This window comes from Caldisphaera sp., from assembly GCF_046536515.1.
GTDB lineage: Archaea > Thermoproteota > Thermoprotei_A > Sulfolobales > Acidilobaceae > Caldisphaera.
Map to the genome: position 1 here is coordinate 1 of NZ_JAWDMQ010000007.1, position 22,596 is coordinate 22,596.

The following is a 22,596-nucleotide window of genomic DNA, read 5'->3' on the forward strand; positions in this document are numbered from 1 at the left end:
AGGCTAACTAAATACTATAAGAGAGTAGGGAAGGTTGCAAAAGATTGGGAATATGATCCAAACACAGCTAAGCTTTTGGTAGCAGGTAGCAGCTAAAGCAAATTTATTAAATTTCTTATAAGCAATAAATATCCATATTAGATTATGATGTTAAAATTAATTCCTATAAATCTAATGTAGAGGTTTCATTTATTTTAAAATTAAGCTTTCATTACTATTAATTGTTAACCCCCCGGTTAACAATTTTTCCAAATAAAATTATCTAGGGCTCAACTCCAAGCCCTCTATCGCCCGCATCTCCTAATCCAGGAACTATAAAGAAGTTATCGTTTAATTTCTCATCAACTGCTAATGTATATATAATTAATTCATCATAAATAGATGATAAAGAGAACGGCAAACCTCGCCCCTTCTAAGGGGGGGGGGATAAAATTTTTTAAATCAAAAATATTATTTTTATTTGAGATGCTTTCCAGACGCCTTCGTCTGGTTAACTCTTAAAACATGAGGAGCAGGAGCAGATTTCTCCAGCAATACCAGATGAAGGTATCTACGAAGTTAATTATACAAATAAGAGAACAAATATAGTACGTCTTCTTTTAAATGGCTACCAAGAAAGGAAACTAAAGAAGTTAGCTAATATCTCATCAAAACTCTTCAACGAGTTGAACTATGAGAGAAGGACACTGTTCTATCATGAAAAGAAAGTAGACTTTAAGGGGACATGGAACAAATATATAATAATTATAAGGAAGAACTAGGAGTTAATGCTCAAGCAGTTATGCAGAAAAACAACGAGGCATGGAACTCCTTCTTTTCCCTTCTAAAGTTGAAGAAAAATTGCCAACCTTCATGAAACATGTTAGCCCACCACGTTACTGGAAGGACAGAAATACTAAGAAGAGGAGGCTTTTACTTGTTGTTAGACAAGATAGATATGTTGTTAATGAACAGAACAAGAAACTCATCCTCAAGGACTTCAACCTTAAGATCAATTTTGCTGGTAGGTTAAGGTGGTATGGTAAACAAGGTAGATTAGAGATATACTATGATGAGACCGAAAATGCATGGTATGCCTCAATACCTGTTGAAGTAGGTGTTGAGAAAACTAAAAAGGGAAAGGAGAGCAAATATATTGTTCATGGTGAAAAGAAAAATATTATATTTGAATTGCCTAGAGAAAATAAAGTAGCTTCAATCGACTTAGGCATAAATAATTTGGCAAGCGTAGTATTAAACGATGACACATGGTTTCTCTACAAAGGTGTTAGGACTAAGGAAGACTATTTTTATTTAGAGAATAAGATAGAGCAAGTACAATCCTTAGCAGATAATACAAGAAACATTGGTGAATATGAAGCATATGATGAATTATTAAAAGAGAAGAAAAGGCTTTTTAAGAAATTAATGAGAAGACTTTTGCATTTATATAGGAATTTAGCGTCTCACCTAATGAAGAAATTACATGAGCCGGGCGTTTCAACCATCTATTTTTGTTACCCATTTAACATTGCACAAGATAAAGGTAACAAATTTACAGCAAATATGTGGTCTTACAACTGAAAACCTTGCCTTTCAGGGCGAGGAGGAGGTCAGCTGTGTCAATCATAGCCTTTCTAAATTCAAATAAGCTTGTTTCCTTATTCCTTATTTTTTAATAAATACCTTGCTATACGGAGTCCTTCTCCTAAGACCTTTATTTCAACCAACTAAGCACACCTATATTTTATCCCCTTTTAGATTTTTTAACCTCTACTATACTCTATTATTTGATTAAGAAATTATAAAGGGTGTCCCAATATGGCTAAGTCAGAGATAGTCAAACTTGCTGATACAGTAGCTTGGTTTGAAGATTCTTTAAAAAAGCTTAATGAAGAATCGAAAGAATTATCAAGCAACATAGTTCAACTAGCAGATAGTTTAGGGAGAGAATTAAGGCAAACAAGTAAAATCCTTCTTGATGAAAGTGTTAAGAAGTTAGAGGATGCGTATAAAGAAAGTGTTAAGAAGTTAGAGGATGCGTATAAAGAAAAAGAAAAAGAAGATTTGGAAAAATCTGAAAAATTGGGAAAAGAAAACTACGACAAAGCAATTAAGGAAGTTTTTGAGCAAATAAAGAAAATTGTTTCAGGGTGAATTTATTTTTGGGTAGCCCTTCAATATATGCTCAAATAGTTCCTAGATTAAGGTATTTAAAGTCTACATTAATTTCGCCAGATAAAATAAGAGAGCTGTCTCCACAATTAATCGATATTTACGCCTCTCTTAGAGAAACAAAATATAAAACAGTTTCTGAGACAAAAAATGTTCAAGATGCCGAAAGGGAGATAATGAAAAGATTTTACTCAGCAGTAGATGAAATTTCTAGATATACTCCTAAAGAAGCTGTAAACTTAACCTTAGCATTTGCTAGGGAGGATGAAATAAATGATTCATTACTAATCTTAAGAAGTATGGCCGAAGGTAAAGAAGTTGATAAAAGTAATCTAACTTCATTAATATGGAGTCAAAGTTCCTTAAGCAAAATACTAGCAGAGCCTGATTCCTTAGCTGGTATACAACGATATCTTGAAATGTCATTAAAATATAAGCACATTTATAATGTGTTAAAGGATGCATATGCATATTACAACGAATTAAAAGATTCAAGCGTTATTACTTGGTACTCATTATCTGCCACATCAAACTTGTATTATAATAGCTTTTCTGACTTAAATACAACTGATAAAGGTTATGTCTCAAAAACTTTATGTCCTATCATAGAAGGCAAAATTGCTTTGGGTCTAATACAAGCATCATTATTAAAAATACCTATAAGGATTATAGAAGTTAGCTTTAACAAAATAAATGCATGCAACATATCATGGAATAAAATTAGTTATATTTATGAGAGGGAATCATCAGATCCAATTGCATTAGCAACTTCTCTAAGGGATCATTTTAAATATGTAAAAATAGAGGGCAAAAAAGAAGATGAAATAATGAATTCCATTAGAAAAAGCTCAAATCTAAGTGCAAAGAGAAATTCTGAAGCAGTATTTCAATCATATCCTTTTTCACCATCATTAATATCTGCAGCATTAATATTGCTTAAACAGGAGGTCAATAACATTAAAACTATTGTTTCTTCAGCTTACTTAAATTTAAATAAAGATGAATATGAACAATTATTAACTATTTAGTTAATTTATTTTCTACTAATTTGACATGCGATTCTTCTTTTAATTTATTCCATTCCTTAAAGTTATATATACAGCCGGGATCTGGAGCTAAGTAATCATTATAATAGCCATAAGCCCTTGCTCTGCACCCTCCACAAATATTCTTGAAGGGACACGAATTACAAAATCCCTTTAACTTACTTCTATCTCTTAAATCATTAAATACTTTACTATTTGTCCATATTTCCCAAAAACTCTTCTCTCTTATATTACCAACAGTTATGGGCAAAAACACACACGGTGAAACATCTCCATTAGGTTGAATTGCTGCATATATTCTTCCAGCACCACATCCTCCAACAAATTCAGCAACAGCCTTTATAATAGGATCGCCTGAAACCGCAAAATGAGTTGGAGCAATTTCTTTTCCTTGGCTCATGGCCAATGCTACCCTTCCATATTGAGGTGCAGTACTTACTATTTGCATGCCTTCTCTTTTCTTCATCTCAGAATATATGTACCTCAAGAACTTTTCTCTCTCAACAGGATCTAGATCCAACCAAATATTTTCTTTTCCTCTTCCTGTTGGTACAAAGTTAAAGAATATAACTCTCTTAACATGTATATCTTCAGCTAAATCTAAAAGATCTTTGACTTCATTATAATTAAGTTTAGTAATAGTTACTGCCATTCCATGATCCATGCCCAATTTTACTGCGTTTTCTAAAGCTTTAACAGCTTTTTCCCATGAACCTTTAACACCTCTAAATTTATCATGTTTTTCTGGATTTGAGCTATCTAAAGATACCTCTACATATCTTAATCCGCTCTCCTTTGCTTTTTTTAAATAATTAATATTGGCAAATAACCAACCATTTGTAGCTGTTCCAGTGTGGATTCCTCTTTTAGATATTTCCTTAACTATGGTAAAATAATCTGGATGTATAGTAGGCTCTCCACCGCTCAGTGCTATTGATGCAACTCCCGCTTTATCTAGCTGCTCTATTAAATTTAATTTTTCTTTTAAGGTAAGCTCATCTGGCGTAGGCTTGCCAGCCCTCTGATAACAATGAATACATTGTAAATTACACATATTAGTCATATTCCAAACTATTAAAAATGGAGCTGGCATTTTTTGAGGAACTGTAACTCCATATAATCCTAACCCCTTCATAACTAATGCAATACCTCTCCTAATTGCTGGATCGGAAATGCCTTTTTTGGTTGCTTCTAAGTCTCCATTAAGCATCAAAATTCCCAGCTTTATTATATTGTTTAAAATAGGTATTAGAAATCTTGCTGAAATTGGACATTCTGATATACCTTCCCCAACGAACTTTGACAAAGCATGATATATTAGTGGAGCATCCTTTATTTCCCCATCAAGATATTTAACCTTAATATCTCTTGTTGCTACTTTTAGTAAAGATCTTGTAGCAGGATTATTAAACAAAATTCTAATTCCAGCTAATAAGTGACCTATATCCCCATTATTATTAACCTTATCCACATAATAATCAGAATCCATGGTCATTTTTCCCACCTTAATGGCTCAAAAACTCTCTTTATTTTATCTTCAACCGGAGAAATAATTAAATTTTTAGATAAAATTTTAAATAAATCAAAAAATCTTCCTGCCTTCAATTCCCTCATCATAAAACCAAACCTCACATAAAACTTACGATAAGCATAAACAACCATCTTTCCCAAATCTTTATCGGAAAAATTAAAACCCCTAATAACGGGTCTTACAGTAGTATAATGCTCCCAATCCTTATCTACAATAAGATTATTCTTTAATGCAAAGTCGTACAATGGTGTTCCAGGGTAAGGAGTTAATGCAGTGAATTGAACATAATTAGGATCCAATTTTATTGCAAAATCCACAGTTTTTTTCATATCATCAATAGTTTCCCATGGAAATCCTAAAATGAATGAACCTGTTGTAAACCCCTTAAGCTCTTTTGCCCAAGAAAAAACTCTCTTGGCTTGTTCTATTGTAATCCTTTTTCCTATCTTATTTAAGGTATCTTGACTTGCAGATTCTACCCCAAAATACAATGCATTACAACCATTATCATATAATAACTTCATAAGATCTTTATTTATAAGATCAACCCTTGTTCCACATGAAAAACTTATATCCAAGTTATTTTTCTTTAAAAGATCTATAAAGTCTCTAACGAACTTCCAATTAGCTGTAAATTCATCATCAGTAAAAACAACAGTTCTAGCATGGTATTTATCATACAAATGCTTAATTTCTTCTACTACATTTTCTGCAGACCTATATCTATACCTTTTACCCCAATAATAACTTGTTATGCAATATATACATCCATAAGGACAACCTCTGCTTGCCATTACGTGAGCAATATTAATGTTTTTATTGAAAAGAGTATATTCATTCATATCTACTAAATGCCTAGCAGGCCACGGTAGCTCATCAAGGTTTTGAATTAAAGGCCTATCTTTTGTTTTAATTATTTTATTATCATATCTAAATGCTATTCCTGCGATATCGCTCAAACCTAATTTATCTAAGCCTTTCTTTTCAAGATAATCAATAAGTTCTAACGAAGTATATTCTCCTTCTCCTCTAACTACAACATCAAATCCGTTGTTTAATGCCTCTTCAATCATTACAGAAGGATGACTACCACCAGCTATCAATGGTATATCAGGCATTTCTTCTTTTATTATTTTTGCTGCCCTATAACCTTTTGGAGCCATTGGAGTTTGCATTGAAATTCCTATAACATCAGGTTTTGCTGATTTTACTTTAGAGAGCCAGGAATTAAAATCTAATTTAAGCGTTGGACTATCTATAACCTCAACTTTGTGACCATGTTTTTCAAGAACCGCAGCTATACTAAGGATACCTAATGGGGGGGCCCTCATCCCTGTGACTCTATAGATCTCTAAATTATGAATATCTGGAGGCAACGTTAATAATACCTTCAATTTGATCTCCCATTTATTTATATGTATTTAATGGTTATATTGCTAAGTGTATTTAATATATTTAAGACCTTTATTTCTATGTGTATATAAAAACGATTAAAATTAAGAGAATAATTTATTTTTTTATTTGTAATTATTATTAAAATTAAATATCCTCAAAGGATATTATCTAAATTAAAGTGAAGTAAAATGGAAAGAAAATCGGAAAAAATATTTGCTGTCTTTTTCATATTTATGATATTTTTATTTGCTAATATTACTTATGCCTCATCTATAAACTATAACAGAAGTTTAAGCTATTTTCCTTCGTATTTATTACTAAGTAATTGGATTAACACAAGCTTTTTAATTATTACAGGTATACCAATACCAAATGCTACTTTAAATGATTTTGAAAATTCTAATGCATCAATAAAAAATATCTATTATGGCAATTATGGAATACTACCATATAAAATACAATTTAACATTTTCCCAGCCTATTACGCGGCTTTAAATTTAAACAATACAATAACAATTAGAGGAAAAAATGGTCAAATAGAAATATTATCTCCTTATAAAATGAATTCTATATTAATATTGTTATTTACTAAAACAAAATTGACATCATCTATAATTATACCATCCAATTACAGTATAACTTTACATTTAAATGAAGCAATAATTAACAGTAATCCTCCCATATACATATATTTTAATGGAACGCAGAAATTAATTAACTCAAGTTCTCTTGAAATCCTACAAATTTCTTATTCAAATAATGGCTATTTAGAATTTTCAATAAACGATTCAAATTTTTATCCACCTTCATATTTAATTAATTATAATATTAACCAAGTCAATAATTGGCTTTATAAATCTTCTAAAATTAATAACATACAAATAAATGATAAATTAGTATCAAACTATTATCGTGCTTTGCTATTCATTAAAGACAATCAAAATCCAGTTACAGGAGAATTTGCAGCCTCTCCTTCACCTATTTATCTTTATAATTTGTTAAGAGATTCGTCTTTTGCAGCTATGGCTCTTCAAGAATCAGGCCACCTTAGTTCTGCATATAAATTCTGGATTTGGGAATCAAACATTTTTCAATTACCAGATGGATTATTTTATGCAAGATACAATTTTTATAATGGCCAACCTGATATAGCATATGGTATGCCAGAACTAGATAGTATAGGCCTTTTTGAGATAGGAGTTTACCAATATTTTCAAATAACTCATAACTATAGTTTCCTTACATCTATTTTACCATCGCTGAATAAAACATTAGCCTATGAAATAAATGAAATAGATCAGAATGAATTCCATCTAATTCCTGAAGATGTTGGCGTATGGGAATCAAACTTATCATATAATTTCTGGACGCAATCCATAGATTGCATTGGACTATACGACTCATCACTTATATATCAATTCTTAGGTATAAATAATACACTAATCAAAAACACAGTATTGGAATTAAATGAAAGCATAATGAAATATTTTTGGAATGGAAAATACTTTTATCCAAGCTTAGTCCCATCAGTTCTATATAAAAATAACACAAAAATAATTACTTTAATTCCATCTTATTTTAGTTTTGACTCTTCTACAATTTTACCTATAGACTTAGGCTTTGTTCAACCAAATTCTCAAATAGCTTATAGTGATGTTAATCAAGAGATAACTCATTTAACAGTTATAGGGGGTTTATCTCGTTTTACTGATGATTATTATCATTATTCACAATCCTTATATGATAGTTCTTCACCGAACCCACCTTGGGATATTACTACTTTATTCCTTTCATATTATTATGATCTGATAGGTAATATATCAGGTTCAATTAATCTACTAAATTGGACTTATAATCATTCTCAAAATGGGTTATTGCCTGAAGCTGTAGATCCAAATTATGGGAATCCATTGCCAACGACTTCTCCATTAACTTGGTCAGAAGCTATGTATGTCATTGCTATTAATAATATTCCTTCAGCTAATACGAATAAATTAAATATAATAATTACTTGGGTAATATTAGTTGCATTACTAATAATTATATCTTATGTTATGGAAAAAAGGAGTGTCATTAGAAGATAAAAATTATTTCATTAGAAGAGCATCGGCAAAGGTGTTATTCTAAGATTTCAGGAAACCTTTAGAGTGATAAAAGAATTAGGTCTACCATAATTAATCTAATAGCTTAGCAAAAATTAATATCCTATAACTAGTGGAACCATGGGCAAGGCAGCATCCAACTTAACACCTACAATTTAGAAAAATCAAGCAATAAGTGTGAAAATGTTATTTAATAAGGATTAATGTTTAGTATATTCTTAATTATATTTACAGTATTATAATTTACCTAGAATATGATTTAAATGTATTAAATTAAGCATATTAAAATATTTATAATCAGTAATAACATTTACATAGGGGATTAAAAATGGAGCATAAATGGATCCCTAATAGTTCAAATGAAATTAAAAAATTAATGCTCGATTATATTGGAGTAAAAAGTGTTTCAGAGTTATATAATGATATTCCTAAAGAAGTCTTAATCAATGAAGAAATATGGGATAATTTAGATATCGGTAGAAAAAGACCCATGGATGAAATAGAGGTAATAAAAGAAATTGATGATGTTTTGAATAACAATCTAATATTTAAAGATTCAAGACAATTTATCGGAGGGGGTGCTTGGCCTCATTATATTCCAGCCGCAGTACAATATTTGGCAGAAAGAGGAGAACTGCTAACAGCTTACACTCCATACCAACCAGAAATTAGCCAAGGATTATTACAAATACTGTTTGAATATCAAAGCCTTATGGCAGATATATTAGAAATGGAAGTAGTAAATGCAAGCATGTACGATATGGCAAGTTCTTTAGGGGAAGCTTTTCTTATGTCCCATAGAATAAACAATAAAAAGAAAATATTAATTCCCGAAACAATAAATCCTTTCCATTTATCTGTTGCAAAAAGCTACACAACGCCCAATAACATATCATTAATTACCTATAAAGTTGACCCTGAAACAGGTTATGCAGACATAGAAGATTTAAAAAATAAATCGGACAATATTTCCGCTATATACTTAGAATATCCTTATCAATATACGGGAATCATTGATATTAATGCTAGGTCTATTAGTGAAATTGCTCATGAAAAAAATGCTTTATTTATAATGGGAGTAAATCCGACAAGTCTTATGATATATAAGACGCCTGGAGAATTAGATGCAGACATTTGTGTAGGTGAAGGACAACCATTAGGTTTAGGTCTTAACTTTGGCGGGCCATATCTTGGCATTTTTGCAACAAAATGGAATGCTGAATTTGTAAAACAAATGCCGGGCAGGCTTATAGGTATGACTACAACAATAGATGGCTCATCAAGAGCTTTTACGATGATCATGCAAACAAGAGAGCAGCATATAAGAAGATCTAAAGCAACTAGCAACATAACAACTAACTCAGGACTTAGTGCTATGATAGCAACATTTTATGTTTCTTTGCTGGGAAAGAAAGGCCTTAAAGACGTAGCAGAAGCAACTTGGTATAGAAGTCATTATGCTTCTAAACAGCTAAGTAAAATGGGCTTTAAAGCTCCTTTATTCAAAGGAGAGTTTTTCGGAGACTTTGTAATTGATATTAAAACAAATTTTGAAAAAATAAGAAACTTAATGATAAAAGAGGGATTATTATTTGGAATTCCATTAAGTAAGTACGTAACTTGGGCAAAAGATTCTTGGGGATTATTAAGTTTTACTGAAGTCCACTCTAAATCCGATATAGATTTTCTTTTAGGAAAATTGGAAGAATTGAATAGGTGATAATTATGTTTAAACAAGCTAAATGGGATGAGCCCCTCATATATGAATTAGGGAGTGGAAAGGAAGGAATTAGATTTAAAGAGATAAACGAAGAATTCAAAAAAATTTTAGGAGAAATATCAATACCTGCTGAAATGAAAAGAGAAAGAGATCCTAACTTACCTGAACTTAGTGAAGTCGAAGTTATAAGACATTATACCAGACTTTCAGAGATGGCGTATGGTGTAGACTTAGGTCCAGTACCTTTAGGCAGTTGTACAATGAAATATAATCCAAAAATATCATTAAAATTATCTACAGATATAAGGCTAAGTTCGATTCACCCCTTACAGCCTGATTCAACAATTCAAGGATTATTGAAAGCAATGTATGAGTTACAAAATTGGCTTGCATCGATAACAGGCATGGATATCTGCACATTACATCCTGCAGCAGGCGCTCAAGGAGAATTAAGTGGAGTTTTAATTATAAGAAAATATCATGAACTTAAAAATAATCTAAATAAGGATGAAATAATTATACCAGACTCAGCACATGGTACAAACCCTGCAAGCGCAGCAATGGCAGGATTTAAGACTGTAGAGATACCAACTGATGATTCAGGTAACATGGATTATAATGCTTTCTTATCATCACTATCAGATAAAACAGCTGGCCTAATGATAACAAATCCAAGCACATTAGGATTGTTCGAAGAAAAAATAATTGATGTTGCGAAGGCTGTTCACGATAAGGATGGATTATTATACTATGATGGTGCAAATTTAAATGGAATATTAGGAAAAGCTAGACCTGGAGATATAGGATTTGATATTGCTCATTTAAATTTACATAAAACCTTTTCAGCCCCCCATGGAGGTGGAGGTCCTGGATCAGGTCCAGTCTGTATAAAGGATCGTAAAGTTAAAGAAAATATAATGCTTCATGATTTATTGCCTGGACCCATAGTCGAATATGATAAAAACGATGGAATGTACAAAATAAAATGGCCAGGTAAATATAGTCCTGGTTTGATGAAATCATTCTTTGGTAATGTACAACAGCTAATATGGACATATACATATATACTAAGCCTCGGCCCGCAAGGCTTAAGAGAAGCAGGCGAAATGGCAGTTATAAATACAAATTATTTTATAAAATTAATGAAAGATTCAAAAGGATATTCAATACCATATGGCAGCAATAGATATAGAAAGCATGAAGTTGTATTAAGTGCAGAGCCCTTGCATGAAGAAACAGGTGTTACGGCAGAAGACATTAGTAAGGGTTTATTAGACTCTGGATTCTATGCTCCAACAATCTATTTCCCATTAATTGTGAAGGAAGCATTAATGACAGAATTTACTGAGAGTGAGACAAAGGAGAATATAGAAAGCTTTGCTAAGAGATTAAAAGAAATTGAAAATATAGCAAGAAAAGATCCAAACGAACCAAAGAAATGGCCATTAAATACTTCTGTTGGAAGAATAGACATGGTAAAAGCTAATCATCCAAAAACTGTTACACCCACATATAGGGTTTATTATCTAAGATCAAAAGGATTGATAGGTCCTTTGCATTAATTCATATTAATATTTTTAAAAACATGAGGTATATCCATGTTACATGAACTATAGAAGATCCTATTAAACCTAATTTTTTAGCTGTAAATGATAAAAACAGACCTACTATAAATGCTGCAATCACTAAAATTAAATTTAATGATACTGAATGAACTATTCCATAAAGCACTGCAGCGTAAATCCAATTAATTTTTAAATCATTTTCTAATATAATGTGCTGTAGCAATCCCCTCCAATAAGCTTCCTCCATTACACCAATTAGTGCAAGAAGAAAAATACTTAGTAAACCTTTTGGTACTAACTCATAAACATATAAAACTTCCCCTTCTAATCCAAGTCTTGTTGATATAATATTTCCACCATAGAATACAAAGTAAAGCATTATTGCAATACTCAACGAAGAAAGCAAGCATATTGCATTACAACTTTTATATTTTTCTCTAACATCTTTTTTGGTTAATGATATTACACCAAGTATACTCGTTGAGGTTGCCATAGCATAAATAAAATGAGAACTTAAAACATCAAAAGTTAAATACCAAAGAATCCATGGAAGTATTATCATAAATATATCAAATAATGATATCTTCTTCAATTCATATACCTCCTGCTATTATTATATTTAAAAAATGAACTACTCCGCTTGCATGACTAGACATCTTATCTCTTAACAAATATTTTCCACGTCTTATCGGAGACTTATTATGCATACCTTTAGAATAGGGTATGTAATGAAGAGTTTTCATATATGAAGGCCTTCTTAATAGTACCGAACTCTCATTTATAATATTTAGAGAATCATTATTATAGCAACCTGCTACCCAACAGTAATTGAGAGGCAGAAATACTCTATCAGAAAGCGTTGACCCTTCTTTTATATAATCATTATTAGCACATGTTTTCGAATTATTTCTAGGAATTAACTTCATTATTTGCAAATAGTTGTAGTAATGAGCGTAAACTGAATGTGATCTTTCATCCAATCTTTCTGACCTCCTCCCCGCCCTAAAGGGCGAGTTTCCTGAGGTCTTAAGGGTTACACCCCTTTTACGGGTGCTACTCTGTTATCCCCCAAGCCGATATTGCGGGAGAAATCGGCTCCCGCTCCTCATGTTTTAAGAGTTAATCGGCTTGGAACCCTATTTTATTACACTTGTTAGTTGGGGTAGAGGCGTACCTCATGTTTCAGTGACGCATACCCCGTTAGCAGCTGTCTCAATTTTTAATAAGTTTCTAAACTTAAAAAACTTTACCTCGCCCCCTAGAAGGGGCTTGTCGTTCGCTTTATCACATAGCTATATCTATTTTTGATAACTATAAAAATGTTTCTATAAACTATCCATCCATAAGATTAAAACTTTAGACATTTAACTAAGTTAAGTACAACAAAAATATTAATAGATATTATCTATTTTATTTAAAACATCTAACCTTTTCCCTGCCCTGAAAGTTGCTTTTTTTCCCAGATCCCTGGGACTCGGGGATACGTAGAGACTTAAGGCATTCTCCTTTGGGGACTCGTTTTATTATACAATACTTTTAAAAATCAGGATTTAAACATTTTTACCCTGCCTCTAGAAGGGACAGGGCTTGTCTTTTGCTTTGTCAATGTTTCATTTTTCTACATTTTTAAGGGAATCTTATCTTTAAATAACTAGAAATAATTTTATATTGGTAAATTAAAGATTTTATTAAATCACTTTCTGATGAAATTAAATGTCTTAAAATGTTGTTTCTTAAATAAATAAACTTATTTTGTGCATCCCATAAATATTCAAGGGGAATATCAAGTTCTTTTGAAATTTTTAAAAGTCTTTGCAACATACTAATAGAATTTATATCTTGGGGGTTTTGTATTAAAAAGTCTAATAACTTTTCTATTTTTTCTTTAATTAATTTGTGAACCAAATCATCTATACTTACTTCTAAATTTTTAGACCATTGTATTATTTGCTCTAATCTGTTGAAATCTATAATTTCTTGTTCTAAAATTTCTAGAATTGATTTTTCAAGCTCAAACTGTAAAAGCAATTCAAACACTTTGGGATAATTTAGGTTAAGGCTTCTTACATATTCCATAGCTGGTAAGTAATTGTTATAAAGCAATTCATATTGTCTTGCAAGTTCGATAACTGATGAATCCAGCACATGATCCATAATAAATTTCTGATCGTTTTTTAATAGATTGTTCAGGTTAAAGTAATTAGGATAAAAAGTTTTCTGTATTATGTCAATTATATCAGGTAATAGCCCATTATTAAAGTACTCTGTTACAGAATTCTCAAATTCTATATACGATTTTTGGTCTACTAATATCTTTGCACCAGCATGTAAGTTATACCATCCATAATATATAGATGAAAACATAATTGGTGTGCTTCTCCAAGTAATTTTAGAAATTAATGTTGCTATCCCAGTAATTACCTTAGCTCTTCCAAGTTCCATTTTTTTATAGGGGCCTAGAATTATTTTATAAGAATAGTAATCGTTTTCATTTGATATCATTTCAAAAAGTAACCTCATAGCATAGCTTGCACATACTTTTTCTGGTGTCATTAAAGAAGGGTTAACTTCTTTTTCATAAATTTCTTTGCCATTATTGTATCTAGGGTTATTTGATTTTGCATCTTTTAATATACTTAAAAATTGATCTTCTATTTTTGTATTAGATAATTCTTCTATTAACTGTATAACTCTTTTTGCAAATCTAAGCGATTGAATTGGTTCAGGTCTATATATATCCTCAAAAAACCACGCATCACTTGATTGCATTAAAATAGAATTTTTAGATATTTCCATTAATTTGAGAAAATCAACTATCTTGTTTTCTTCTCCTTTGATAACAAAACTTTCAACAAAGTTGGATACATTTTCAGCTTTGTAATCATAAAAAACATCTACATAATTTAATATGGCTTTGTTTATATCATTTGATACTTTAGGACCGATGTTTTGAATAGTTGTTTCAGCCATATCTCTTAGCCAATCTATAGATTTTCTTAAGGGAGTTCTCCATTCTTGAGTCCAGCCAGGCACGATATCTGACGCGCATCCGCAATTAGATCTCCATCTTTCAATACCGTGAGGGCAGCTCCATGAAGTGTTTTCATTTATTATCACATCGCTTGTTGGTTTAAAAGTTGAATAAAAATAACTATAATTTGTTATATTAATTCCATAAGAATCTATAATAGACAATGCTTTTGCTAGTTCTTCTTCACCCTTTGGCTTATGATGTCCATAGGTTTCTCCGTCAGTAGCTATGCTAACTAATTGAGGTTTTTCTGAGTTATCAAAAGATTCAATCAATTTCCTAGCAAAGAGTTCTCCACTCTTAAGTAAGTCTCCAAACGCTACTAATCCTGATAGCCATCTATTATAAAATATAACACCAATGGAATTACCAGATGGTAGTAAAGCTTTATATGCTTTTTTAGTATCTAAAGAATTTTCGCTAACTTCTTCAAACTTATCATTAATTTTTACTGATTTTGCTTGATGGGGGCTTAATATTACAAATTTTATTCCATAGTCATAAAGGATTTCTAGCGTCAAATTATCTACAGCAGCTTCAGGAAGCCAAAATCCTTCAGGATATCTATCGAATGTTTTTTCAAAAAATTTTATACCCCAATATATATCTCTTTCTCTATCTTCTTTTGATGAAAGAGGCATTATTATATGTGCATAGGGCTGGGCTATAGCATTTCCGTGACCAGAAAGTTTGGATGAAGATTCTTTGTCTGCTTCTACTATTAAATTATATAATTTACTGTATTTTTCTTTTAAATAAGACAATAGTAATGGACCAAAAGAAAAAGTTATCTTTTCATAGTTATTTACAACATCTTCAATAGTTTCTCCGTCTTTTAATCTTGCGTAGGCATTCGGTAAATAGGATTCCTTGGTTATTTTATCATTCCAATCATGATAAGGTCTAGAAGTTATATCTAAGTCTATTTCTAAAATCCATGGATTGAAACGAGGCGGCTGATAAAAGTGACCGAATATTGTTATATATTTTTCATCTTTTTCCACCGCAGACCCCGTCCTAAGGATATGAAGTTAAGCATAAATATCTTTGTAAACATAAAACGCTTTGTTATGTTTCCTAAAGCAAAATAAATGCAATTATAAACATAGCTTATGAATTAACGAGAGGTATTGGTAGGTAAAATATAAACAACTTGAAGGGGAAATGAATGTTTTTATGAATAAACTGAATTTCAAAGCCCAGTTATTAAGAATAGGGTAGTTTACATTAAATTCTATTTTTTACATTATTATTAGCTAAAATATCTTATATGAAAAAGGTTTTTATATTTCGGTTTTTTAATATTTCACAGGGTTAATATGGGTGAGTGGAGTGGCAATTTCTTATAATGGAAAGAATATAGCAACGTTAGACGATGTAGATCTTACAAACAAAAAAGTGCTGGCTAGGATAGATATAAACTCTCCCATAAAGAATAATGAAATAATGGATACTAGCAGAATTAGATCTCATGTTAAAACTATAAAAGAGCTAGTAGAATTAGGCTCTAAACTAGTAATCATGAGCCATCAAGGTAGGCCAGGTGAAAGTGATTTCATATCATTAAGAAAACATTCAGAAATTTTATCTAAAATGTTAGGATTTAACGTTGAATTTATTAGCGATATAACTGGTCCCGAAGCGAGAAAAAGAATAGCAACTTTAGAGGTAGGGGAAGTTTTGGTTTTAGAAAACACAAGATTTTTATCTGAAGAAAACATAGAGATGCCATTTGAGCAACTAATAGAAACAAATTTTGTAAGAAAATTATCGCCTTTATTTAATTACTATATAGGAGACGCATTCGCAAGTTCTCATAGAAGTCAAGCTAGCATTGCAGGTTTTCCATTAGTTATTCCTGGAGTAGCTGGAAGAGTTATGGAAGATGAAATAAAAGGTTTATCTAAGGCTCTTCATGGAGAAAGGCCTAGAACATTTTTTATAGGAGGAGCAAAACTTAATGACGCCATTAAAATTATAGATCATATAGTAAAATCAAACAAGGCCGATTACATATTAACAGGAGGTTTGGTTTCTTTGTTAATTTTAAAGGCTAAGGGATTTAATATAGGAAATGCTGAAAAAATAATAAATGAAAAGTTCGGCCATCTAATTCCAGAAGCTAAAGCTTTGCTGAATTATGAAAATATAATCGTTCCAGATGATTTTGTTTCTGAAATCAACAATGAAATAGAAATAGTTAATGCTAAAGGAATAAAAGGATCTGCAAAGGACATTGGGCCAGAAACTATAAGCAAGTATAGTGATATTTTAAAGAATTCTAAAACCATAGTCATGAGAGGCCCTGCAGGAGTTATTGAAGATGAAAGATTTAAAATAGGAACAATAAAAATAGCTGAAGCATCCCTTAATAGCAATGCGTATGTAATATTTGGAGGTGGTCATTTTATTTCAATATTGGATGATTTATCGCCATTTCTTAGAAAGAAAATTGGATATATTAGCACGGGCGGTGGAGCTGTTGTATATTTCCTATCTGGAGAGAGAATGCCAGGAATCGAGGCTTTAACAATATCTTATGAAAAATTCTTTAAAGGGATATAAAATGAAAAGCAAAGTAAAGGTAGCAATAAATGGTTTTGGTACCATTGGAAAAAGGATAGCTATAGCAGTTAATAAACAAGATGATATGATAGTCTCAGGTATAGTGAAGAAAAAACCTGATTATAATGCTTTATATGCAATAAGGTCTGGGATAGATGTTTATACAATATCAAACAAAGATATGGAATCTTTTAGAAAAAATGGAATAGAAGTTAAGGGAACTTTAAAAGATTTGATTAAAGAATCAGATATAATAGTTGATGCTACACCTGATGGTGTTGGTGAAACCTATAAAGAACTATACAAAACCAATGGAATAAATTCAATTTTTCAAGGAGGAGAAGAAGCTAGTATAGCAGATATATCCTTTAATTCACTGTGTAATTACGAAGAAGCTTATGGTAAAAAAAGCATTAGAGTGGTATCATGTAATACTACAGGTCTGCTAAGAAGTATATGCGCTTTAAATCAAGTTTCAAAAATAGAGAAAGTGAATGCTGTCTTAATAAGAAGAGGGGCTGATCCTCAAGAAATTAAAAAAGGGCCTATTAACTCAATTGTTTTAAATCCTGTAAACTTACCCAGCCATCATGCTTTAGACGTTAAATCTGTTATACCTTGGATAAATATATCGACAGCTGCGGTAGTAGTACCTACGACATTAATGCATGTGCATCATGTTACGATAAGATTTAAAGATAAGGTAGAAAAGAACGATATCATAAATGCATTCCTCCAAGCACCAAGAATTATTCTTTTGGACACAAAGTTGTCTGATATACAGAGCACAGCTCAAATAATAGACTCTGCAAGGTTAACAAAGGAAAGAGGAGACGTAAATGAACTAGTCGTATTTATGGATTCAATAAGCATAGATGAAAATGAGCTTCAATTTTTCCAAGCTGTACATCAAGAATCTATTGTAGTTCCTGAAAATATTGATGCGATCAGGGCATCTCTTGAAATTTCTACTAAATATGATTCTATATCAGAAACCGATAAGAAACTCGGGATAAACAAGTTACTCTACTAAAATTAACACTATTCTTATGCTGTTGTCAAATCTCTTTGACCTAATGTAACAAGACCAACTTTCGCTGTCAAATCGTTTAACCTTCTATAAAATTTAAGATCCAAAATGCCTTTATTTAAACTCCAATCTATAAAGTTTGATAGACCTTCAATGAATTCATCTGATACTATTTTAGCTATTCTTACTATTTCATCATCATTAGCTATACTAATTGCCTTTTCCAAAACGATATCTGAAGGATGAGTTAATCCCGAAAGATACTTGCTCACTGCAGCTGGAGTAACTCCTAATTCGTTTGCTAGTTCTCTTACACCTCTTTCATTAGCCAATATCTCTATTATTTTTTGCCTTGATTCTTTACCCAGGAGATGGACATATTTTATCATTAAATCTTGCACCAATTTAATTATGACTAAGTTAAATGTAATAAGAGGTTAAGATATTTTATTAGCTTTATTCCTTAAAAACCTCTATACCATGTTAAAAACAATTAAGTTTAACTTCTAGCTTTCTTGCCTGAAAGCTTGTTTGCTTTTCTTAATTCAAAGTCTATTTCAGCATCTGTTAGAGATGCTTTGTTTTTTATTTCATTTAAGACCTTATTCAATGATTCTTGGAAAGATTTTTGTATTTCTGCCTTTTCTAAAACTTCTTTTCCATCACTTGTAACTCTAATTTTTCTATATCTTGGCTCTGCTTCAGCTAAACCTGTATATAACAAAGCAATTATATCGTTCTTTAAAGTTGGGCTATATGGGTCGTTTCCTAATTGATTAAATTGGTAGCCAAGATCTATTCCTTTATTTTTAAGTTCAGACACAACTATTTGTAGGGTCCTTTCGTGAACCATTCCAAGTTGTGATATCAGGTAAAGTAGAGACATAAGCTTCTGATTTTGGACTACCTTGTCTTTAGTTATTACTTGTGTTGCAACTATTTTTAACTCTTTTGCTGTAGAAGCCTTCTGATCTACTTGTTCTTCCTTAACCTTATTCTGCTTTTTACCTCCCATGTTCCTCACCACACAAGTTAAAACCCTCTCCACATATTTAGTGAGTGGAGGGGCTTAAAATTGAAAAGGAAAAACTTGATGTCAGTTTTGCTAATACTTATACTTGTATCATTGTTCTTGCTATTCCCAATAATAAATGCCCAACAATTAGAAGGGACTCAGCAAACACAATGGTCAAGATCTACATGGCTTTATTTGCCAGCTGTTGAAGGAAATAATAGTGGGGCTGTAATTAATACTACAGTAACACTATCATATCCTGGGACTGGGCAAGTCACAGTTCAAAGTAATGGACAAGTTCAAAGTTCTACTCAATATAGTATGGAAATGGCATATATTGTAGCAATGCTGTATGCAGGTTTAAACTATAATAATTATAACTTAAAAGTTTTCATTAACGCTTCAGGCTCTATATCAGGACCAAGTGGTAGCTTCGGTGTAATGCTTGCAACATATGGTTTAGCAACAGGTATAAATACTTCTATATTGCATGATTATGCAATAACTGGAGCAGTATCCCCCTCTGGGCTATCAGGTCCTATAGGAGGCTTGTCTCAAAAATGTTCTGCCGCATCTTCAAAAAATCTAACCCTAGCATTCCCAGTAGGTAACCTAGCTAGCAGTGGGGTATCGAATTGCAAAAAATTCCTACCAGTTCCTGGAATTATTTTTGCTTCTAATGAAATTTACAAGACTTCACCATACAATATAGAAATAAACGTGTCAAAGGACGAAGAATTTGAACTAGCTATGAAAAATTCTTCCAATCAATTTATTAATCAAACTAATAAAATATTAAAAGAAGTTAATTCAACCATATCAACCTTAAGCAATCAAACTTTATTTATTTTAAACTTAGAGCAAATAATAAACTACTCAAAGAATAACATAAACTTGGCAAAAGAAACCATAAATAAAGATCCATATGCATCTGCTAGCTATGCTTTTACGGCTTATTATTATGCATTAACAGCCAATTATACAATATGGCTCTATAATATCTCTTTAAGTCGGAGTAATTATTTATCTACCTTTGTCAATAATGTAACCCAATCTATTATAAATGATGCAAACAAACTTGAATCTAAATTAATTAACAATTCTAATCTAAATACATTATATTCGCAGGAACTTATGGCAACTGCATTTAGTAGAATAGCAGATACAATATATAGTGCCCAATACACACAAAGCATTTCATCTAGCATATCTAATTCATCTTTAATAACAATAGCACAAAATATGGCATATTCTCAGGCAAGATTAGAAAGCGCATTATCATGGGCTCAAGCGGCAATACTATCAAACAAAACTCCTCCATTTATTTCTCAAGGTTTAATATCATCAACAGCAAGTGCTGCATCTACATATACAACAGCTGCAGTAAATTATGCAAATTCCCTAATAGATTATTATGTAGCTCAATATACATCCATTGGAGATATCGCAGATGCCCAAATACTTAGCGCTATGAAAAGCGATCTCAACTACCTATTATCAAGTGCAAATAACTTGCTTAGCAAAGGTTATTACACAGCTGCTATTGGAGTATATGAAGACGCTTTGCAAAACTCATTAAGCATAATATTTATAATAACGGGAACAAATTACCCATTTGTAACAAATCAATATGCTACTGAGTTACAAAGTGAGTTTAATTTAATCAGCTCTGAGTTGGCCTCTAGAGGGCTACAAAGTTCTATAGATAATTCATATATGAACTATGCCAAACAAATAATGAATAGTGATCCTGAAAGTGCTCTAAGTATAATGGAAACAGCAGTTGTTGATTCAATTATATGGTACATAGGTGAACTATCATTTAATAATGCTAACTCAGTTAATTACATTACAATAGTATCTTCAAATAATGCAATAAACTATGGAATGTACATAATTTACTTAGCTGTAGGCATATCTTTAGGAGCATTTATAGCTATACTATATGTATCGAGGACTTATAAAAAATTATATTCCTAATATTTTTATATAAATAAAATCTATTTCTTTAAATGAAATTAATGAAGATTTTATATGTATTGGCTAATGTTTTTATATTTTCAAGCACATTAAATTATAGGTGAATATATTGCTGGAATTAAAACCAGTCGTTAAAAAATTTTATGAAGTAAATGAAGAAGAATTACCAAAAGAACAAGCACAAAAATCTTTTATAAGATGGCTACTAGCAGATGACAACTATAACTTTTTCATGAGACTGTTTAGAATAGAATCTGGAGGTCATATAAATTCGCATTTTCATCCTTGGGAACATGAAATTTTTATTTTAGAAGGTAAAGGTAAGATTAGAATAGGCTCAAAGGTTTATGATGTAAACGAAGGCTATTTTATTTATATTCCGCCTAATGCAGAACATGAATATTGGGCAGAATCAGATTTAAAATTCATATGTATAATCCCATCTAAACCTACAGCTGAAGAGTTAGATGAACCTTTACCATACTAGTGATAAAGCGAACGACAAACCTCGCCCTTCAGGGCGGGATAAAGTTTTTTAAGTTTAAAAACTTATTAAAAATTGAGACAGCTGCTAACGGGGTATGCGTCACTGAAACATGAGGTACGCCTCTACCCCAACTAACAAGTGTAATAAAATATAACTCCAGGCCGATCAACTCTTAAAACATGAGGAGCGGGAACCGATTTCTCCCGCAATATCGGCTTGGGGGATAACAGAGTAGCACCCGTAAAAGGGGTGTAACCCTTGAGACCTCAGGAAACCCTCGCCCTTCAGGGCGGGGAGGAGGTCAGAATAATGGAGGATAATATAACTATCAAATTCAATAAACTATATGACACAATAAGAAATTGTACAAAATGTAAATTATATCTAAGTAGAAAAAATGCAGTTATTGGTTATGGTAATATAAAGGCAAAAATAATGTTTATTGGAGAAGCTCCAGGAAGAAATGAAGATATACAAGGAAAACCATTCGTCGGATCTGCAGGTAAGCTTCTCGATTATCTTCTAAATAAAATTAATTTAAAAAGAGAAGATGTGTATATAACTAATGTAGTGAAATGTAGACCCCCTAATAATAGAACTCCTTTAAAGGAAGAAATAGATGCATGTATACCATATTTAAAGGAAGAAATAGAAATGATTAGGCCCGAAATTATCGTAACCTTAGGTAGGACTTCAGGGGCAGCATTATCGGAAATTTTTGGTCAAAGATGGGAAGGGATTGAAAAAGAAAGAGGAACAATAAAGGAATTCGAATATAATAATATGAAAGTTAAAATGATATCTACATATCATCCAGCAGCTGCGCTTTATAGACCTGAGATAAAAAGTAAGCTAGAAGAAGATTTTGAAAAGATTAGTAAAATTTCATTGCAAAGAAAAAGCAAAAATCTTTTAGACTTTATATAAATTTTCTAATAAATTTCAATCTGTTTTAATTTTTGCATTAAATCTAAT

Annotated in this window: 17 protein-coding genes and 2 pseudogenes; 11 read left to right on the forward strand and 8 right to left on the reverse strand. The window is 31.5% G+C overall.

The window, feature by feature from the left end:
• Positions 1 to 262: 262 nt before the first annotated feature.
• Positions 263 to 376 (reverse strand): annotated as a pseudogene (locus RXO53_RS02035) (uracil phosphoribosyltransferase); the annotation flags it as partial.
• 145 nt (positions 377 to 521) lie between these two features.
• On the opposite strand from RXO53_RS02035, the pseudogene RXO53_RS02040 reads away from it, so the two are divergent.
• The 3 genes and pseudogenes from RXO53_RS02040 to RXO53_RS02050 all read left to right on the forward strand — a co-directional run.
• Positions 522 to 1,557: pseudogene (locus RXO53_RS02040) on the forward strand (transposase); the annotation flags it as partial.
• Between the two features lie 243 nt (positions 1,558 to 1,800).
• Positions 1,801 to 2,136, forward strand: coding sequence for a hypothetical protein (locus RXO53_RS02045; RefSeq protein WP_410712609.1), 336 nt, complete (start codon positions 1,801 to 1,803; stop codon positions 2,134 to 2,136).
• Positions 2,137 to 2,144: 8 nt separating this feature from the next.
• Positions 2,145 to 3,182: a V-type ATPase subunit gene (locus RXO53_RS02050; protein ID WP_410712610.1), complete on the forward strand. Its 1,038-nt coding sequence runs from the start codon at positions 2,145 to 2,147 to the stop codon at positions 3,180 to 3,182.
• Here the strand turns inward: RXO53_RS02050 and RXO53_RS02055 are convergent.
• Complete coding sequence (locus RXO53_RS02055) at positions 3,175 to 4,695, reverse strand: radical SAM protein (RefSeq protein WP_410712611.1); 1,521 nt, start codon at positions 4,693 to 4,695, stop codon at positions 3,175 to 3,177. The two genes, RXO53_RS02050 and RXO53_RS02055, sit on opposite strands and share 8 nt — an antisense overlap.
• Positions 4,692 to 6,125, reverse strand: a complete 1,434-nt coding sequence (locus RXO53_RS02060) for a B12-binding domain-containing radical SAM protein (protein ID WP_410712612.1) — start codon at positions 6,123 to 6,125, stop codon at positions 4,692 to 4,694. Before RXO53_RS02060 ends, RXO53_RS02055 begins: the two co-directional genes overlap by 4 nt.
• A 189-nt stretch (positions 6,126 to 6,314) precedes the next feature.
• Between RXO53_RS02060 and RXO53_RS02065 the strand changes: the two genes are divergently transcribed.
• From RXO53_RS02065 to gcvPB, 3 genes are all read left to right on the forward strand, one after another.
• Positions 6,315 to 8,210 carry a glycoside hydrolase gene (locus RXO53_RS02065; RefSeq protein ID WP_410712613.1) on the forward strand — a complete coding sequence of 632 codons (1,896 nt, stop codon included), beginning with the start codon at positions 6,315 to 6,317 and terminating at the stop codon, positions 8,208 to 8,210.
• Between the two features lie 346 nt (positions 8,211 to 8,556).
• The gene (gene gcvPA, locus RXO53_RS02070) at positions 8,557 to 9,948 is read left to right on the forward strand and encodes an aminomethyl-transferring glycine dehydrogenase subunit GcvPA (RefSeq protein ID WP_410712614.1); all 1,392 of its coding nucleotides are present in this window, start codon (positions 8,557 to 8,559) and stop codon (positions 9,946 to 9,948) included.
• Between the two features lie 5 nt (positions 9,949 to 9,953).
• Positions 9,954 to 11,510: an aminomethyl-transferring glycine dehydrogenase subunit GcvPB gene (gene gcvPB / locus RXO53_RS02075; protein WP_410712615.1), complete on the forward strand. Its 1,557-nt coding sequence runs from the start codon at positions 9,954 to 9,956 to the stop codon at positions 11,508 to 11,510.
• Between the two features lies 1 nt (position 11,511).
• Here gcvPB and RXO53_RS02080 read toward each other — a convergent pair whose 3' ends face one another.
• From RXO53_RS02080 to RXO53_RS02090, 3 genes are all read right to left on the reverse strand, one after another.
• Positions 11,512 to 12,105 (reverse strand): type II CAAX prenyl endopeptidase Rce1 family protein, encoded by a 594-nt coding sequence (locus RXO53_RS02080; protein WP_410712616.1) that lies wholly within the window; start codon positions 12,103 to 12,105, stop codon positions 11,512 to 11,514.
• Position 12,106: 1 nt separating this feature from the next.
• The gene (locus RXO53_RS02085) at positions 12,107 to 12,493 is read right to left on the reverse strand and encodes a hypothetical protein (protein WP_410712617.1); all 387 of its coding nucleotides are present in this window, start codon (positions 12,491 to 12,493) and stop codon (positions 12,107 to 12,109) included.
• A gap of 646 nt (positions 12,494 to 13,139) precedes the next feature.
• Positions 13,140 to 15,548 carry a DUF3536 domain-containing protein gene (locus RXO53_RS02090; protein WP_410712618.1) on the reverse strand — a complete coding sequence of 803 codons (2,409 nt, stop codon included), beginning with the start codon at positions 15,546 to 15,548 and terminating at the stop codon, positions 13,140 to 13,142.
• 319 nt (positions 15,549 to 15,867) lie between these two features.
• Between RXO53_RS02090 and RXO53_RS02095 the strand changes: the two genes are divergently transcribed.
• Together RXO53_RS02095 and RXO53_RS02100 are read left to right on the forward strand one after the other, a co-directional pair.
• The gene (locus RXO53_RS02095; protein ID WP_410712619.1) at positions 15,868 to 17,109 is read left to right on the forward strand and encodes a phosphoglycerate kinase; all 1,242 of its coding nucleotides are present in this window, start codon (positions 15,868 to 15,870) and stop codon (positions 17,107 to 17,109) included.
• A 1-nt stretch (position 17,110) separates the two neighbouring features.
• The gene (locus RXO53_RS02100) at positions 17,111 to 18,142 is read left to right on the forward strand and encodes a type II glyceraldehyde-3-phosphate dehydrogenase (protein WP_410712620.1); all 1,032 of its coding nucleotides are present in this window, start codon (positions 17,111 to 17,113) and stop codon (positions 18,140 to 18,142) included.
• A 14-nt stretch (positions 18,143 to 18,156) separates the two neighbouring features.
• Here the strand turns inward: RXO53_RS02100 and RXO53_RS02105 are convergent, their stop codons facing one another.
• Positions 18,157 to 18,528 (reverse strand): helix-turn-helix domain-containing protein, encoded by a 372-nt coding sequence (locus tag RXO53_RS02105; protein ID WP_410712621.1) that lies wholly within the window; start codon positions 18,526 to 18,528, stop codon positions 18,157 to 18,159.
• A 110-nt stretch (positions 18,529 to 18,638) separates the two neighbouring features.
• Positions 18,639 to 19,154, reverse strand: a complete 516-nt coding sequence (locus RXO53_RS02110) for a hypothetical protein (protein WP_410712622.1) — start codon at positions 19,152 to 19,154, stop codon at positions 18,639 to 18,641.
• Between the two features lie 60 nt (positions 19,155 to 19,214).
• Between RXO53_RS02110 and RXO53_RS02115 the strand changes: the two genes are divergently transcribed.
• The 3 genes from RXO53_RS02115 to udg all read left to right on the forward strand — a co-directional run bounded on the left by RXO53_RS02115 (position 19,215) and on the right by udg (position 22,548).
• Positions 19,215 to 21,134: a hypothetical protein gene (locus tag RXO53_RS02115; protein ID WP_410712623.1), complete on the forward strand. Its 1,920-nt coding sequence runs from the start codon at positions 19,215 to 19,217 to the stop codon at positions 21,132 to 21,134.
• A 100-nt stretch (positions 21,135 to 21,234) separates the two neighbouring features.
• Positions 21,235 to 21,621 carry a cupin domain-containing protein gene (locus RXO53_RS02120; RefSeq protein ID WP_410712624.1) on the forward strand — a complete coding sequence of 129 codons (387 nt, stop codon included), beginning with the start codon at positions 21,235 to 21,237 and terminating at the stop codon, positions 21,619 to 21,621.
• Between the two features lie 309 nt (positions 21,622 to 21,930).
• Positions 21,931 to 22,548 carry a type-4 uracil-DNA glycosylase gene (udg, locus tag RXO53_RS02125; RefSeq protein WP_410712647.1) on the forward strand — a complete coding sequence of 206 codons (618 nt, stop codon included), beginning with the start codon at positions 21,931 to 21,933 and terminating at the stop codon, positions 22,546 to 22,548.
• Positions 22,549 to 22,596 lie beyond the last annotated feature (48 nt).